Below are 15,136 nucleotides of genomic sequence, written 5' to 3'. Positions count from 1 at the left end.
TTTTTCATCGACGGGGGCTGGCCGCAGCGCCATGACTTGATGACATACACCCCCACGACGACCCCTGTTGTGCTTGCCTGTGTTCTGGCAGCCCAGTGGGCTGATTGTGGCAGAGGCGGGAGCCGGCGGGCCCGCTTACGCAGGATGGCGTATTGGTGCGCATGGGCAGCGCTTCTAACCTTGCGTCAGCCCGTCAGGCACGGGACAACGCCTCGGCAAGAGGCTCGACAACCCCTCGGTTTGGAGCACCCACCCATGAAGATTTCCCGCCGTTCCGTCACCGCCCTGGCCGCCGCGGCCTGCGCGCTCGGCTTCTCCTCGCTGGCCCAGGCGGCCGACACCATCAAGGTCGGCATCCTGCACTCGCTGTCGGGCACGATGGCGATCTCCGAGACCGTGCTGAAGGACGTGGCCCTGATGACGATCGACGAGATCAACGCCAAGGGCGGCGTGCTGGGCAAGAAGCTCGAGCCGGTGGTGGTGGACCCGGCCTCCAACTGGCCGCTGTTCGCCGAGAAGGCCAAGCAGCTGATCGACCAGGACAAGGTGGCCGTCACCTTCGGCTGCTGGACCTCGGTGTCGCGCAAGTCGGTGCTGCCGGTCTTCGAAGAGAAGAACTCCCTGCTGTTCTACCCGGTGCAGTACGAGGGTGAAGAGCTGAGCAAGAACGTGTTCTACACCGGTGCCGCGCCCAACCAGCAGGCCATTCCCGCGGTGGAATACCTGATGAGCAAGGACGGCGGCTCGGCCAAGCGCTTCGTGCTGCTGGGCACCGACTACGTCTACCCCCGCACCACCAACAAGATCCTGCGCGCCTTCCTGCATTCCAAGGGCGTGAAGGACGAGGACATCATGGAGGAGTACACCCCCTTCGGCCACTCCGACTACCAATCCATCATCGCCAAGATCAAGAAGTTCGCTTCCGAGGGCAAGAAGACCGCCGTGGTCTCGACCATCAATGGCGACTCCAACGTGCCCTTCTACAAGGAACTGGGCAACCAGGGCCTGAAGGCGACCGACGTGCCGGTGGTGGCCTTCTCTGTGGGTGAAGAAGAGCTGCGCGGCGTGGACACCAAGCCGCTGGTGGGCCACCTGGCCGCCTGGAACTACTTCATGTCCATCAAGAACCCGACCAACGCCGCGTTCATCAAGGAATGGAGCGACTACGCCAAGGCCAAGAAGATCCCGGGCCAGATGGACAAGCCGCTGACCAATGACCCGATGGAAGCCACCTACATCGGCATCCACATGTGGGCCCAGGCCGTCGAGAAGGCCAAGTCGACCGACACCGACAAGGTGATCGCGGCGATGGCTGGCCAGACCTTCAAGGCACCGGATGGCTTCACCATCGAGATGGACAAGAAGAACCACCACCTGCACAAGCCGGTGTTCATCGGTGAAGTGAAGGCCGATGGCCAGTTCAACGTGGTGTGGAAGACCCCAGGCCCGATCAAGGCCCAGCCCTGGAGCCCCTACATCCCCGAGAACAAGGGCAAGAAGGACGAGCCCGAGAAGAAGTAAGCAGCGCCTGGCCCGCCCCGCCTGGGCAGGACGGGCCTCTTTCGCTGACACGGGCCGGCCGGTGACGGACCGGCCCGTGCTCTTCTGGTTCCCAGCCCTCGAGGAAAGTCTTCCATGCGCTTGTGCAGAACGCTGCTGTTGGCGGGCCTGACCGCCCTGGCCGCCGCGGCCCACGCCCTCACGCCCGAACAGGCGCGGGCCATCGCCAGCGGCGAGACCGACGACCGCATCACCGCCCTGGACCAGGCCATGGCCCGCGGTGACACCGGCCTGCCGGCCCTGGTCAATGCCCTGCTGGACGATGCCGTCAAGCTCACCCCCAAGCAGGTCCTGATCGTCCAGGGCGAAACGGTGGTGGACGCCGCCACCGGCGCGCCCGCGACCTTGCCGGACGACGCCGAGGACGTGGTCAACAACAACCGCATGCGCGGTGCGCTGGAGGCCGCCCAGGCCGCCGCCCAGCTGCTCTCGCCCGATCTGGCGGTGCGCCGAGAGGCCGTGGCGGCCCTGGGCAAGCAGACGCTGGAGATGACCCAGCTGCCCCTGATCGACAAGGCGCTGTCGGCCGAGAAGGATCCCGAGCTGCAGGAGGTGCTGGGCCGCATGAAGGCATCCATCCTGGTGGCCGCGCCGGACAAGGCCCAGCGGCTGGAGGCCGTGCGCTTGCTGGGGGCCAGCGGGCGCACCCAGGTCAAGAGCCTCTTGCAGGAACGCCTGGCGCCCGGCGCCGAGACCGACCCCGAGGTGCGGGGCGCGCTGCTGGCCTCGCTGGACAAGGTCTCGGCCCGGCTGGCCTGGGGCGAACGTCTGGGCGTGCTGTTCACCGGCCTGAGCCTGGGCAGCATCCTGCTGCTGGTGGCCCTGGGCCTGGCCATCACCTACGGCCTGATGGGCGTGATCAACATGGCCCATGGCGAGCTGATGATGATCGGCGCCTATGCCACCTATGTGGTGCAGAACCTCTTCAAGACCTATGCGCCGGGTGCGGTGGACTACTACCTCTGGCTGGCGGTGCCGGCGGCCTTCCTGGCCGCGGCCGCGGTGGGCGCGGTGCTGGAGCGCCTGGTCATCCGCTGGCTCTATGGCCGCCCGCTGGAGACCCTGCTGGCCACCTGGGGCATCTCGCTGGTGCTGATGCAGGGCGTGCGCAGCCTCTTCGGGGCGCAGAACGTGCCGGTGGAGAACCCGGCCTGGCTGTCCGGCGGCATCGACGTCATGAGCAACCTCACGTTGCCCTACAACCGCATCGCCATCATCGCCTTCGCTTTCCTGGTGCTGGGCGGCGTGGCGCTGCTGATTGCCAAGACCCGGCTGGGCCTGTTCGTGCGTGGCGTGACGCAGAACCGCCGCATGGCGGCCTGCATGGGCGTCAACACCGCCCGCATCGACACCTATGCCTTCAGCCTGGGCGCGGGCATCGCCGGCCTGGCCGGCTGCGCGCTCAGCCAGGTTGGCAATGTCGGCCCCGATCTGGGCCAGGGCTACATCGTGGACTCGTTCATGGTGGTGGTGCTGGGCGGGGTGGGGCAGCTGGCCGGCACCGTCTACGCCGCCCTGGGCCTGGGCGTGCTGAACAAGTTCCTGGAGGGCTGGGCGGGTGCCGTGCTCGCCAAGATCATGGTGCTGGTCGTCATCGTCGTCTTCATCCAGAAGCGGCCCCAGGGGCTGTTCGCGATGAAGGGCCGCAGCGCAGAGGCTTGAGAACCGCATGAGCTCCTCCCCCCTTTCCTCTCTTCCCACGCCGCGCCGCGGCCTGCTGCTGGGCACGGCCGGCTGGACGGCGGTGGCTGCCGCCACTGCGCTGGTGGCCGTGCTGGTGCCGGTGCTGAACCTGTGGGTGCCCGAGGGCAGCGCGCTGCACTTGAGCGACTACGCCGTGGCCCTGGTCGGCAAGATCATGTGCTACGCCATCTGCGCCCTGGCCATGGACCTGATCTGGGGCTACACCGGCATCCTGTCGCTGGGCCATGGCGTGTTCTTCGCGTTGGGTGGCTACGCCATGGGCATGTACCTGATGCGCCAGATCGGCCGCGACGGCAACTACCAGAGCGACCTGCCGGACTTCATGGTCTTCCTCGACTGGAAGACGCTGCCCTGGCACTGGGCCGTGTCCGACAGCTTTGTCGCCCAGCTGCTGCTGGTGCTGCTGGTGCCCGGTCTGCTGGCTTTCGTCTTCGGCTTCTTCGCCTTCCGCTCGCGCATCAAGGGGGTGTACTTTTCCATCATCACCCAGGCCATGACCTTCGCGGCGATGTTGCTGTTCTTCCGCAATGAGACCGGCTTTGGCGGCAACAACGGCTTCACCGACTTCAAGCGCATCCTGGGCATTCCCATCGCCCAGCCTTCCACCCGCATGGTGCTGTTCGTGCTGACCGGCCTGACCCTGATCGGCTTCTACCTGATGGCCCGCTGGATCGTGAACAGCAAGTTCGGCCGCGTGCTGCAGGCCATCCGGGATGCCGAGAGCCGGGTCATGTTCACCGGCTACAACCCGCTGGCCTACAAGCTGGCCATCTGGACCCTGTCGGCGGTGATGTGCGGCGTGGCCGGGGCGCTCTACGTCCCGCAGGTGGGCATCATCAACCCCAGCGAGATGAGCCCCGCGGCCTCGATCGAGATCGCCATCTGGGCGGCCGTGGGCGGACGTGCCAGCCTGATCGGCCCCATCGTCGGCGCCTTCTTCGTCAACGGCGCCAAGAGCTGGTTCACCCAGGTCTTCCCCGAGTTCTGGCTCTACTTCCTGGGGGCCCTGTTCATCGCGGTCACGCTGTTCCTGCCCAACGGCATCGTGGGCCTGGCCGCCAAGCTGAGCGGCCGCAAAAAGGAGGAGCGCGCATGACCCCCGAACTGATGGAGGCCGGCGCCCGGCGCGTGGCCGAACACGACACCCTGCTGCAGACGGCGTCCTCGGGCGACCGCGAAGCCAGTTTCGGCCGCGTGCTGAACGGGGCCGAGCCGGACTTCGCCCATGGCGTGGCGCTGTACCTGGATGGCATCACCGTGAGCTTCGATGGCTTCCGGGCGCTCAACAAGCTCAGCCTGGCGGTCAACGTGGGCGAGCTGCGCTGCATCATCGGCCCCAACGGCGCGGGCAAGACGACGATGATGGACGTCATCACCGGCAAGACCCGACCTGACCTGGGCACGGCGTCCTTCGGCTCCAACATCGACCTGCTGCGTCTGCGCGAGAACGAGATCGCCCAGATCGGCATCGGCCGCAAGTTCCAGAAGCCCACGGTGTTCGAGGAGCTCTCGGTCTTCGAGAACCTGGAGCTGGCGCTCAAGGCCGACCGCCGGGCCCGGGCCGGCCTGTTCGCCCGCCTGAGCGGTGCCCAGCTGGACCGCATTGCCGAGACGCTGCAGCTCATCCACCTGCTGCCCCAGGCCCAGCGCACCGCCGGCCTGCTGAGCCATGGCCAGAAGCAGTGGCTGGAGATCGGCATGCTGCTGATGCAGGACCCCAAGCTGCTGCTGCTGGACGAACCGGTGGCCGGCATGACCGACGAGGAGACCGAGCGCACCGCCGAGCTCTTCCTCAGCCTGGAGGGCAAGCATTCGCTGGTGGTGGTCGAGCACGACATGAAGTTTGTCGACGAGCTGACCGAAGGCCGCAAGACGGTCACCGTGCTGCACGAGGGCAGCGTGCTGGCCGAGGGTCTGCTGTCCGAGGTGCAGGCCAATGAGAAGGTCGTCGAGGTCTACCTGGGCCGCTGAGCAGCGCACACAAGGAATCACACGATGCTGAAGGTCGAGGGACTGAACCAGTACTACGGCGGCAGCCACATCTTGCGCGGCCTGGACTTCGAGGCCAGGCAGGGCGAGGTGACGGTGGTGCTGGGCCGCAACGGCGTGGGCAAGACCACGCTGCTCAAGAGCCTGATGGGCGTGGTGCCGATCAAGGCGGGCACCGTCTGCCTGGATGGACAGGACATCACCCACGACACGCCCTATGAGCGGGTGCGCAAGGGCGTGGGCTATGTGCCCCAGGGGCGCGAGATTTTCGGCCGCCTGACGGTGGAGGAGAACCTGCGCATGGGCCTGGCCTACAAGTCCGGCGGTACGCCCATCCCGGCCGAGCTCTTCGAGCTCTTTCCCATCCTGAAGCAGTTCCTGCACCGCCGAGGGGGCGACCTCTCGGGGGGGCAGCAGCAGCAGTTGGCTATCGCCCGTGCCCTGGCGGCCGGGCCCAAACTGCTGATCCTGGACGAACCCACCGAGGGCATCCAGCCCAGCATCATCAAGGACATCGGCCGGGTCATCCGCATGCTGGCCGACCGTGGCGACATGGCCATCGTGCTGGTGGAGCAGTACTACGACTTCGCCGCCGAGCTGGCCGACCAGTACCTGGTGATGGAACGCGGCGAGATCGTCCAGCGCGGCCGTGGTGCCGACATGGAGGCCGAAGGCGCCCGGCAGCGTATGTCGATTTGAGTGCCCCGGGGCCGGGCCGGGCTCGGCCCAGCGTCTCCTGGGGAGGGGCCTGTTCAGGGCCGGCGGGTCACGGGCTGGGATGCCGCCTGGGCCGACTTGGCCGCTGCAGCGGCCTGCCGGTCCATGCCGGCCATGATGGCCGCGACCACATCGGCGTCGGGATCGGGTTCGGCACGCGGGCGGGTGCTCTTTGGGCGGGCCTTGGGCGCCGTTCCCGACTCGGCGGTCTTCTTGCTGCTGCCGTTGGAGGTGCTGTTGAGGTTGCTCGGCTTCTTGGCGGCCGCCTTGTGAGGCTTCGAAGCTGGCGCGACCGAGCGCTCGGCCAGTGAATCTGCTGCCAGGGCATTGGCCGCCTCAGCGCGCGGGGGCGTGGCCTTGTCGGCTTCGGCGGCGTGCGACACGTCGGCCGGTGCCGCCATGGCGATGATCTGGGCCGGTGCCATCACCTCGGAGGCCGGCGATGCAGTGGAGGCCAGGGCCACGGCCTGCACCGCCGCAGACGCAGGGACCGAGGCCGGCGTGGGGCTGGGTGTCGCGCGGGCCAGTGGAGCGGAGGATGACGCCCCCGGGTGACCGGACGAGGCCATCCAGGCCGCCATGCCGCCCAGCAACGCGGCCCCGGTCAGCCCCCAGAGCACTTTGCTGCCCTTGGCGCGGGGCCCCGTGGATGCGCCCATGGCGCCGGGCTGCGGATCAATGGCATCCAGCAGGCGAACGCCTGGCACTGGAGAAGGAGCGGATGCAGGAGAAAGCAAACTGGGGCGAGCACCCGACGGGCTCACCCCATGATCTTGTGGCGTCGAATCCATATCGGGCGAGACTCGCAGGTCCCGGCGCATTGGGCAAGCTCATTTTATGGAGGACACCACCTTTTTGGGTGATCCACTTTGTACGCAAGTGAAAGCAGAATGGCCCCCACCTCTGACCCCATCGGTCCGCAGGTTCTGTCTTTCACCCATGCTGTTCGTCCTTGCCCTGCTGTTTCCGCTGGCCGTTCTGGCCGCGGCGCTTGCCTTCTTCCCGGAGTGGCGTCAGCACGTGTCGCTGCGGGTGGGGAGCGCGGCGCAGCGGCTGCAGCAGCGGGGCGCATCCACGACGGCCAGCATGCGCGAAGGCACCCTCGCGGCGGGGGCTTTGCTGGGTGACGAGGTGGGGCGATGGGGCAATCTGGCCTGGCGGCGTCGACGCCTGCTGCTGCTGTCTGCACTGGTCCTGCTGCTGCTGCCTGGCGTCGCGGTGTGGTGGGCGTTGTCGCATCGTGTCGACAGCTATGACCATACCGTCGCACAAGATGTGGATGAGCATGTAGCAATGTTGTTACAAGGGGAACAGCTTGTTCCGCCTCCGCCGCTGCCGCCAGCCCTGTTTTCGACGCCTGAGGTCAATGAATGGCATCCACTGGCTCAACAGGCGAGCCGGCAGTGGGAGCTGTTGGATGACGAGTTCCGACAGAGGTTGCTCCAGGTGTTCCGGGTGATGGAGGAGCGTTACGGCTACCGCATGGTGCTGGTCGAGGGCTACCGCAGTCCCGAGCGTCAGGCCCAGCTCGCGGCGCTCGGTCCGACCGTTACGCTGGCCAACGCGGGTGCCAGCTACCATCAATACGGCTTGGCCGCCGACTGCGCTTTCATGCGTGATGGCAAGGTGGCCATTTCGGAGCGGGACCCCTGGGTCGCGCGCGGTTACGAGCTTTACGGCGAGGTCGCCGCTTCATTGGGCATGACCTGGGGAGGCAGCTGGCGACGGCTGCGCGATCTGGGGCATGTCGAGCTGAGACGTCCTGGTGTGCTGCGGGCTGCAGGCCAGGGCGGGGGCAGCACCGCAGAGCCATCTTGAATTCACCGATGAATCGATATGAGCACCGCAAAGGTGCCACCAGGAGGATCGATGTCCAGACCATTCATCGTCGTGGGTGACACGACCAGCCACGGCGGGACCGTGCTTGAGGGTGCGCCGTCCACGACCACCGGGGGCAAGCCCATCGCCCGCGTGGGCGACAAGGTGAGCTGCCCCAAGCGGGGCCATGGCGGCACCACGGTGATTGCCACCGGAGACCCGAGCTGCCTCATCGATGGCCAACCTGCCGCGCGCCACGGAGACACCACCACCTGCGGTGCCACGCTGATCTCGAGTCAGGCGGTCAGTACGGACTGAGGTCGGGGCACGCGCATCGGCGCTGGCCTGGGGGTCGTGTGAAATGAAGTCTTGGTTCAAGGGCCTGGCCTGGCTGGTCGCCGTGACCTGCGTGGTGTGGCTGGCCGTGCTCTGGCACTGGCGTTCCCAGCCCCGAGAGATCGGGGCGGCTGATCTGTGGATGTATCTGGTGGCCTTGCCACTGGTGGTCATGGCGCTGCTGTTGGCAGGACGCTGGGCCTGGGGTGCGGCCGCCAGCCGGCATGCGCAACGCGAAGCGGACCGCACCGCCGCCCCCGAAGCGCCCGCTGCGGGCGAGGCTGCTGCTGCCAGTGGGCTTCCGCGCTGGCAGGTGCTGGGGCAGTGGGTGCATCTGTCCACCGGCGACAGCCCCGAGGCTGCGCTGGATGCCGTGGCGGCCGGCAAGCCCCGTCCCGCTCCGGATCCCCTGCTGCGTGATGACCAGGGGCTGCCGGTGCTCAGCGCCCGCTGCCCTTCGCTGGATGCCCAGGCCCTGGCGCTGGAGCTGCCCCAGCCGCAGCAGTTCGATGCGGCGGCTCTGCGCGCGCTGGCCGCCCTGGCCGCCGTGGTCGACGGACTGTCTTCACGATGGCCCCTGTGGGCGGCGCGCTTTCCGGCGGGTGCACCCTCGGCGGGGTCATCCGCGTCTTCGGTGGAGCCCGTTCATCGCATCCGTGTTCTGGCGCACTGGCCGCCGCACTGGCCCGAGTCTGCGCGTGCGCAGGCCAGCGTGTGGCTGGAACAAGGGCTGAAGGCCGGTGCCGGCGATGCGGTGCCCGCCGCTTGCTGGATGGTTCAGGCCGTGCCGGGTGACGGGGTGGCGCTGCTGGTGGCCGCGGACAAGCTGCTGGAGACCCTGCACCGCCAGTCCTGTGATGATCTGGTGCTGAGCCTGGCCTGCCACAGCGACCTGGACACACCTGCGGTGGATCGGCTGCTGCGCGAGCAGCGCCTGTTCCAGAGCGAGCGCCAACCCCGTGGGGTGATGCCTGGCGAAGGCGCGGCCGCCATGCTGTGGGCCACCCGGCCCTGGCCGCTGCAGGAAGATGCTCCGCCGGTGCAGGCGTCCCGGTTCCAGGCGATCTGTCGAGAGCAGTCCATCGATGCCCCCGGTCGTGTGCGGGCTCGCGAGCTGTCGCAGGCCGTGGACAGCCTGCTGACCCAGGGCGGGCTGGCGGCCGAGTCACTGTGTGCGCTGGTGACGGACTCGGATCAGCACACCGCCCGCGCCACCGAGCTGTTCGCCGTCTCTCTGAGTCGCCTGCCGCAGCTGGATCCTGCGGAAGACATGCGCCTGCTGGGGACGCTGTCCGGGCATCTGGGGGGTGTTTCTCCCCTGGCCACGCTGGCGCTGGCGGCCACCTGGGTTGAACAGGGGCACGGGCCCCTGCTCGCGCTCTCCGTGGGGGATCGCCACTGGCGTCTGGCGGCGCATCTGGAACTACCTCGCGAGGCGGCGGTCGCCGCAGCCTCCTGAGCGCTCGCCGCGCATCACTGTCTGCCTTCTTTGCATTACCGGTCTGACCATGAATCGTTTTCTTCAACTGTTGCTGGACCCGCGGGTCCTGGGGGTCCTGGGCTTGGCCGCCCTGGCGGCCTTCCTCTTCCTCGGGGCGGAGGCATTCCAGTGGGGGCTGACCGTGGCGGCCATCGTGTTCGGGCTGGTGCTGCTGACCGTGGGCATCGTCTGGGCGGTGCGCCGCTGGCGCGCCCGACGCGCGGCCCAGCGCATGGAACAGGAACTCGAGAGCACCCTGGGTGAAGCAGACCGCGCCGCGCGTCCGGGCAAGGAGGGGGCCGAGACGGCCGTGATCCGCGAACGCCTGGTGGAGGCGCTCAAGACCATCAAGACCTCCAAGCTGGGGCAGACCACCGGGCAGGCCGCCTTGTACGAACTGCCCTGGTACATGGTCATTGGCAACCCCGCGGCCGGCAAGAGCACGGCCATCGTGCAGTCGGGCCTGCACTTTCCCTTTGCGCGCGGCACCGACAACATCCTGCGGGGCATCGGTGGCACCCGCAACTGCGACTGGTTCTTCACCAGCGAAGGCATCCTGATCGACACGGCCGGCCGCTATGCGGTGCACGAGGAGGACCGGGGCGAGTGGCTGAGCTTTCTGGGCATGCTCAAGCGCAACCGGCCCAAGGCCCCGATCAACGGCATCCTGATCGCGGCCAGCCTGGCCGAGCTGATCGAGGCCAAGCCCGATGCGGTGATCCGCCTGGCCAAGAGCCTGCGTCAGCGCGTGCAGGAGCTCACCGAGAACCTGGAGGTTTTCGCGCCGGTGTACGTCGTCTTCACCAAGGCCGACCTGATCCCCGGCTTCGTGGACTTCTTCGAGGACCAGGACGCCAAGGAGCGCGAACGGGTCTGGGGCGCCACGCTGGCCTACCGGCCGGAGACGCCGGTCGATGCGGTGGAGCAGTTCGACACCCATTTCGACGAGCTGCAGGACGGCCTGCGCGAGCTGGCCATGGCCCGCATGGCCTTGAACCGCGGCCGGCCGTTGTCGCCCGCCGTGCTGGCCTTCCCGCTCGAGTTCGCCGCCATGCAGAACGTGCTGCGCAGCTTCGTGGCCACGCTGTTCGAGGACAACCCCTACCAGTACCGTCCGGTGTTCCGCGGTTTCTACTTCACCAGCGCGGTCCAGCAGGGCGTGGTGGGAGACCGTTCGCGCAATGGCGTGGCCCAGCGCTTCGGTCTGGGCGCCTCGTCCGGCCCTGCGCCCACGCCGCTGCAAACCGAGAACGGCTTCTTCCTCAAGGATCTGTTCTCCAAGGTGCTGTTCGCCGACCGTCAGCTGGTGCGACAGCACGCCAGCAAGGCCAAGGTCCGTCTGCGCATTGCCACCTTCGCCGGCGGCGTGGGTGTGCTGGCCCTGGCCCTGGCCGCCTGGAGCTGGTCCTATGTGGGCAACCGCCAGCTGGTGCAGAACGTGCAGGCCGATCTGGACAAGGCGATTCAGCTGCAGCAGGGCCAGACCGACCTGGCCTCCCGTCTGCAAGCCATGGAGCTGCTGCAGAACCGGGTCGAGCAGCTCAATGCCTGGCGTGAGGGGCACCCCTGGTCGGTGGGCCTGGGCCTCTACCAGGGCGAGACGCTGGAGCGCAAGCTGCGCGCCGAGTACTTCCATGGCGTGCGCGAGCTGATGCTCAAGCCGGTGGCCCAGGCCCTGGAGGGCTATCTGGGTGAGGTGAACCGCCACGCGGCCGATCTCAAGCCGGTGAAGGCCGTGGATGCGGCGGTTCAGCCGGTCGCCTCGGCGGCTTCGGCGGCCCAGGCTGCCGCCAGCGCGGCCAGCGGCACCGCAGGGGCCGCGCCTGCGGCGGCTCCCTCGCGCTACGTCCAGGCGTCCACGACCGATGTGGAAGACGCCTACAAGGCGCTCAAGACCTATCTGATGCTGGCCGAGCGCCAGCGCATGGATGCCGGCCACCTGACCGACCAGATCACCCGCTTCTGGCGCAGCTGGCTGGAGGACAACCGCGGCAACCTGCCGCGCGAACAGATGATGCGCAGTGCGGAGCGGATGGTCAGTTTCTCGATGGCCAACCTGAACGACCCGGCCTATCCCGTGCTGGACAACAACTTCAGCCTGGTGGACCAGACCCGCGAGAACCTGCGCCGGGTGGTGCAGGGCGCGCCCGCGCTGGAACGCGTCTACGCCGAGGTCAAGGCCCGTGCCTCCACCCGCTTCCCACCGATGACGGTGGCCCGCATCGTGGGCGAGACCGGCAAGGACACCGTGCTGGGCAGTCAGGTGGTCTCGGGCACCTTCACCCGCGAGGCCTGGCAGGGCTATGTCAACGAAGCCTTCCAGCAGGCGGCCGAACACGAGCTGCAGAGCGTGGACTGGGTGCTCAAGACCGACTCGCGCGACGACCTGTCGCTGCAGGGCAGCCCGGAGGACATCCGCCGCAAGCTGACCGAGCGCTACAAGAACGAGTACGTGGCCGAGTGGCAGCGCTTCATCCAGGGCATCACGGTGGCCGACTTCACCAGCTTCGACGCAGCGGTGGGCCACATGAACCGCCTGGGCGACAAGGCCGATTCGCCCATCCGCAAGCTGCTCTCGGTGCTGTACGACCAGACCTCCTGGGACAATCCGTCCATCCTCAACGAGCGCCTGGCCAAGACCCAGCAGGGCTTTGTCGAGTGGTTCAAGCAGAGCATCCTGCGCATGTCCCCTTCCAGCGTGGAGCTCAAGGTCGACGTGGCCGGTGGGGACAAGAGCATCCCGATGGGGCCGGTGGGCCGCGAGTTCGCGGTGCTGGCCCGCTGGATGGATGCGCGCGATGGCGGGCAGGCGCCCCTGGACGGCTACCTGCAGTCGCTCAGCAAGCTGCGCACGCGCTTCAACCAGATGAAGAGCCAGGGCGACCCGGGGCCGGCCTCGCGCGAGCTGATGGCCGCCACCCTGTCGGGCAGCGGCTCTGAACTGGCCGACGCATTGAAGTTCGTCGATGAGCAGATGTTCACGGGTGCCACCGACTCGGCCAAGGCCACGCTCAAGCCCATGCTGGTGCGCCCCCTGATGCAGTCCTTCGCCGTGCTCGTGCCCCCGGCCGAGACCGAGCTGAACCGTCTGTGGACGGCCCAGGTGCTGCAGCCCTTCCAGCAGAACCTGGCGGGCAAGTACCCCTTCGACACCAGTTCGCGCATCGAGGCCAGTGCCACCGAGGTCGCACGGGTGTTCGGTCCCTCGGGCGCGGTGGCCAAGTTCGCCAGCGAATCCCTGGGGCCGCTGGTGACGCGGCGAGGCGACGCCATCACGGCACGCCAGTGGGCCGAGCAGGGCGTGCGCCTGCGACCGGAGTTCGTGGACGGCTTCCCGTCCTGGGTGGCTGCGCTCGATGGCGCCGAGGGCGGCGCCGCTGCCGCACCGGCCGGTGCCGCGGCGGGGCCGGCCCAGAGTGCCTTCCAGCTCATGCCCATGGGCGCACCGGGCTTCCTCGAATACACCATCGAGATCGACGGGCAAGTGCTGCGCTACCGCAACGGCGCTGCCCAGTGGACCAACTTCGTCTGGCCCAACCCGGGCGGCACACCCGGGGTGCGCATCAGCGGGGTCATGCTGGACGGCAAGACCGTCGAGGTCTTCAGCGCGCCGGGGGCCTACGGCTTCGAGCGCCTGGTGTCCGCAGCCCAGGTCAGCAAGTTGGCCGACGGCGTGCGGGAACTGCGTTGGGGTGAAGGGCGTGGCGCCATCACGGTGCACTACCGGGCCATCACCATGCCGGGCGCGTCCCAGACGGCCGGCGGGGGCGGAGGCGCGCCCCGGGGCAAGGGCCTGCGCGGGCTGAGCCTGCCGGCCCTGGTGGCCGGCGGCGCGCCGGGCGATGCCGCGCTGGCCCAGACGGGGGCGGCACCGTGAGCGCCCGCGCCTTTCCCGTGACGCTGGCCTGGTTCGGCAAGCTGCCCGGCCATGGCGACTTCCTGCGCAGCAGCCAGCAGGGCCTGTTGACCCAGCGCCTGGACCAGTGGCTGGCCCAGGGGCTGGACCTGATGGCCACGGACACCCGCTGGAAGCAGATCTACGACCAGGCCCGCGGGACGCCCTTCGCCTTGTTCGGCGTGCAGGGGCGGGCCATGCTGGTGGGTTATCTGCAGCCCAGCACCGACCTTTCCGGCCGGCGCTATCCCTTCGTGCTGACCGGCGCGATCGAGATGGACGGTGCCGCGGGGCAGTGGGTGCTGATCCCCTTGCTGCTGGAGCGGCTCTGGGGCGAGCTGGAGCAGCTGTGCCGATCCGCGCATGACCATGCGGAGCCCGTGCGCCATCTGGCCGATGCCGCCCAGCGCGAATGGCAGCTGGTGGTGGATGCCGCCGGCCAGCAGGCGGCCTGGCGGGATTTCCTGGAGGACCAGACGCTGGGCTCGCTGGAGGGGCTGCTGCGCCGGGGCGGCCATCCCACGATGGACCTGCACCGGGCCATGGTGGCGCTGGGCGTGCTGCTGCAGCCGGTGCCGGCCAGCGGCGTCTCCAGCCTGGACAAGGGGCTGAGCCTGCCGCTGCCGGACGACCCGCTGTACCGCGCGGCCGTGGCCAGCTTCTGGCTGGGCCTGATCGCGCCCTTCGTGTCGCGGGGCAACTTCGAGCTGTCGCTGCACTTCGGGCAGGACGCCGCCGGCGCCGCCTGCCTCTCGGTGGGTTTTGCCGGGGCCTCGGCCTCGGCCCTGCAGGTCATGCTGGATCGGCTCAAGGCCGAGGAACTGCGGGTGTCCCTGGTGGCGCCCGACTGGGTCGATGCCCAGCTGGACGAGGGCTTTGCGATGCGCAAGCTGTCCAGCTATCTGCGCCAACCGCAGCTGTCGCTGGCGCAGGCCGTCGCGACCTTCAAGGAATGTTTTCTGGGGGAATGAGATGAAGCCGCAGTGGAGTCGGATGTCGCGCTGGGCCCTGCCTGTGTTGTGCCTGTCGCTGGCTGGCGTCGCCGGTCTGGGGTGGGCGGCCGAGACCGCCGCACCCGGCAAGGTGGTGTTGGCCGGGGTGGTGCCTGATCAGGCGACCAAGGCGGCGCTGCTGGCGCGTGCGCGCGAGCTCTATGGCGCCGACCGGGTGGTGGACCAGCTGGGGGTGGACCACCTCGTGGCGCCGCCGCAGTGGCTAGACCATGTGCAGCGGGTGCTCACGCCCGAGCTCAAGAAGGTCAGCAATGGCCAGCTGCGCGTGACCGGCAACACGCTGGAGCTCACCGGGCAGGTGGACAGCGAAGCCACCCACCAGCAACTGGTCAGCACCCTGGCCACCCAGCTCAACAACCCCACCTATGCGGTGCGCGATGGCCTGACCGTGGGTGGCACCGGCCAGGCGGCGCTGGACGATGTGCTGACCCGGCGCACCATCGAGTTCGAGCCAGGCAATGCGCAGCTGACGCCGCGCGGCGTGGCGGTGCTGGAGGAATTGCTGCCCCTGCTGCAGAAGATGCAGGGTCGGCGCTTCGAGGTGATCGGCCACACGGACGACGTGGGTGCGCACGAGCGCCAACGTGGCCCTGTCCGAGGCCCGCGCCCGGGCCGTCAAGGATA

At 68.4% G+C, this 15,136-nt stretch carries 12 protein-coding genes; 11 read left to right on the top strand and 1 reads right to left on the bottom strand.

The window, feature by feature from the left end; translation table 11 throughout:
- Window positions 1-255: 255 nt before the first annotated feature.
- The 5 genes from urtA to urtE all read left to right on the top strand — a co-directional run bounded on the left by urtA (window position 256) and on the right by urtE (window position 5,952).
- Complete coding sequence (urtA, locus tag I73_RS13115) at window positions 256-1,521, top strand: urea ABC transporter substrate-binding protein (RefSeq protein ID WP_022981026.1); 1,266 nt, start codon at window positions 256-258, stop codon at window positions 1,519-1,521.
- Between the two features lie 114 nt (window positions 1,522-1,635).
- Window positions 1,636-3,222, top strand: coding sequence for an urea ABC transporter permease subunit UrtB (gene urtB / locus I73_RS13110; protein WP_022981025.1), 1,587 nt, complete (start codon window positions 1,636-1,638; stop codon window positions 3,220-3,222).
- A gap of 7 nt (window positions 3,223-3,229) precedes the next feature.
- Window positions 3,230-4,360 (top strand): urea ABC transporter permease subunit UrtC, encoded by a 1,131-nt coding sequence (gene urtC / locus I73_RS13105; protein ID WP_022981024.1) that lies wholly within the window; start codon window positions 3,230-3,232, stop codon window positions 4,358-4,360.
- Entirely contained in the window at window positions 4,357-5,235 is an 879-nt protein-coding gene (gene urtD / locus I73_RS13100) for an urea ABC transporter ATP-binding protein UrtD (protein WP_022981023.1), read from the top strand. Before urtC ends, urtD begins: the two co-directional genes overlap by 4 nt.
- Window positions 5,236-5,259: 24 nt before the next feature.
- Window positions 5,260-5,952: an urea ABC transporter ATP-binding subunit UrtE gene (gene urtE / locus I73_RS13095; protein WP_022981022.1), complete on the top strand. Its 693-nt coding sequence runs from the start codon at window positions 5,260-5,262 to the stop codon at window positions 5,950-5,952.
- A gap of 53 nt (window positions 5,953-6,005) precedes the next feature.
- On the opposite strand, the gene I73_RS13090 is transcribed toward urtE, so the two are convergent.
- A complete protein-coding gene (locus tag I73_RS13090) occupies window positions 6,006-6,629 on the bottom strand; it encodes a hypothetical protein (protein ID WP_148289795.1) in 624 nt (207 codons plus the stop codon).
- Between the two features lie 280 nt (window positions 6,630-6,909).
- On the opposite strand from I73_RS13090, the gene I73_RS13085 reads away from it, so the two are divergent.
- From I73_RS13085 to I73_RS27790, 6 genes are all read left to right on the top strand, one after another.
- On the top strand, window positions 6,910-7,788 hold the full coding sequence (locus I73_RS13085; protein WP_022981020.1) for a M15 family metallopeptidase: 879 nt from the start codon (window positions 6,910-6,912) through the stop codon (window positions 7,786-7,788).
- Between the two features lie 51 nt (window positions 7,789-7,839).
- Window positions 7,840-8,106, top strand: coding sequence for a PAAR domain-containing protein (locus I73_RS13080; protein WP_022981019.1), 267 nt, complete (start codon window positions 7,840-7,842; stop codon window positions 8,104-8,106).
- 43 nt (window positions 8,107-8,149) lie between these two features.
- Window positions 8,150-9,583: a hypothetical protein gene (locus I73_RS13075; protein WP_022981018.1), complete on the top strand. Its 1,434-nt coding sequence runs from the start codon at window positions 8,150-8,152 to the stop codon at window positions 9,581-9,583.
- A 49-nt stretch (window positions 9,584-9,632) separates the two neighbouring features.
- Complete coding sequence (tssM, locus tag I73_RS27795) at window positions 9,633-13,481, top strand: type VI secretion system membrane subunit TssM (RefSeq protein ID WP_022981017.1); 3,849 nt, start codon at window positions 9,633-9,635, stop codon at window positions 13,479-13,481.
- Window positions 13,478-14,470 carry a type VI secretion system-associated protein TagF gene (gene tagF, locus I73_RS13065; protein WP_022981016.1) on the top strand — a complete coding sequence of 331 codons (993 nt, stop codon included), beginning with the start codon at window positions 13,478-13,480 and terminating at the stop codon, window positions 14,468-14,470. The genes tssM and tagF overlap by 4 nt, the downstream gene beginning before the upstream one ends.
- Before the next feature lie 22 nt (window positions 14,471-14,492).
- A partial coding sequence (locus I73_RS27790) for a BON domain-containing protein (RefSeq protein ID WP_051049204.1) occupies window positions 14,493-15,136 on the top strand: 644 nt, incomplete at its 3' end.

Source organism: Ideonella sp. B508-1, assembly GCF_000333615.1.
GTDB lineage: Bacteria > Pseudomonadota > Gammaproteobacteria > Burkholderiales > Burkholderiaceae_C > Ideonella.
This window is presented reverse-complemented; position numbering and strand designations above follow the sequence as displayed.

Excerpts from the sequence above, each read along its gene's own strand:
- urtB (WP_022981025.1), top strand. The coding sequence starts at position 1,636 with ATGCGCTTGTGCAGAACGCTGCTGTTGGCGGGCCTGACCGCCCTGGCC.
- tssM (WP_022981017.1), top strand. The coding sequence starts at position 9,633 with ATGAATCGTTTTCTTCAACTGTTGCTGGACCCGCGGGTCCTGGGGGTC.
- urtE (WP_022981022.1), top strand. The coding sequence starts at position 5,260 with ATGCTGAAGGTCGAGGGACTGAACCAGTACTACGGCGGCAGCCACATC.
- urtA (WP_022981026.1), top strand. The coding sequence starts at position 256 with ATGAAGATTTCCCGCCGTTCCGTCACCGCCCTGGCCGCCGCGGCCTGC.
- I73_RS13075 (WP_022981018.1), top strand. The coding sequence starts at position 8,150 with ATGAAGTCTTGGTTCAAGGGCCTGGCCTGGCTGGTCGCCGTGACCTGC.
- urtC (WP_022981024.1), top strand. The coding sequence starts at position 3,230 with ATGAGCTCCTCCCCCCTTTCCTCTCTTCCCACGCCGCGCCGCGGCCTG.
- I73_RS13090 (WP_148289795.1), bottom strand. The coding sequence starts at position 6,629 with ATGGGCGCATCCACGGGGCCCCGCGCCAAGGGCAGCAAAGTGCTCTGG.
- urtD (WP_022981023.1), top strand. The coding sequence starts at position 4,357 with ATGACCCCCGAACTGATGGAGGCCGGCGCCCGGCGCGTGGCCGAACAC.
- I73_RS13080 (WP_022981019.1), top strand. The coding sequence starts at position 7,840 with ATGTCCAGACCATTCATCGTCGTGGGTGACACGACCAGCCACGGCGGG.
- I73_RS13085 (WP_022981020.1), top strand. The coding sequence starts at position 6,910 with ATGCTGTTCGTCCTTGCCCTGCTGTTTCCGCTGGCCGTTCTGGCCGCG.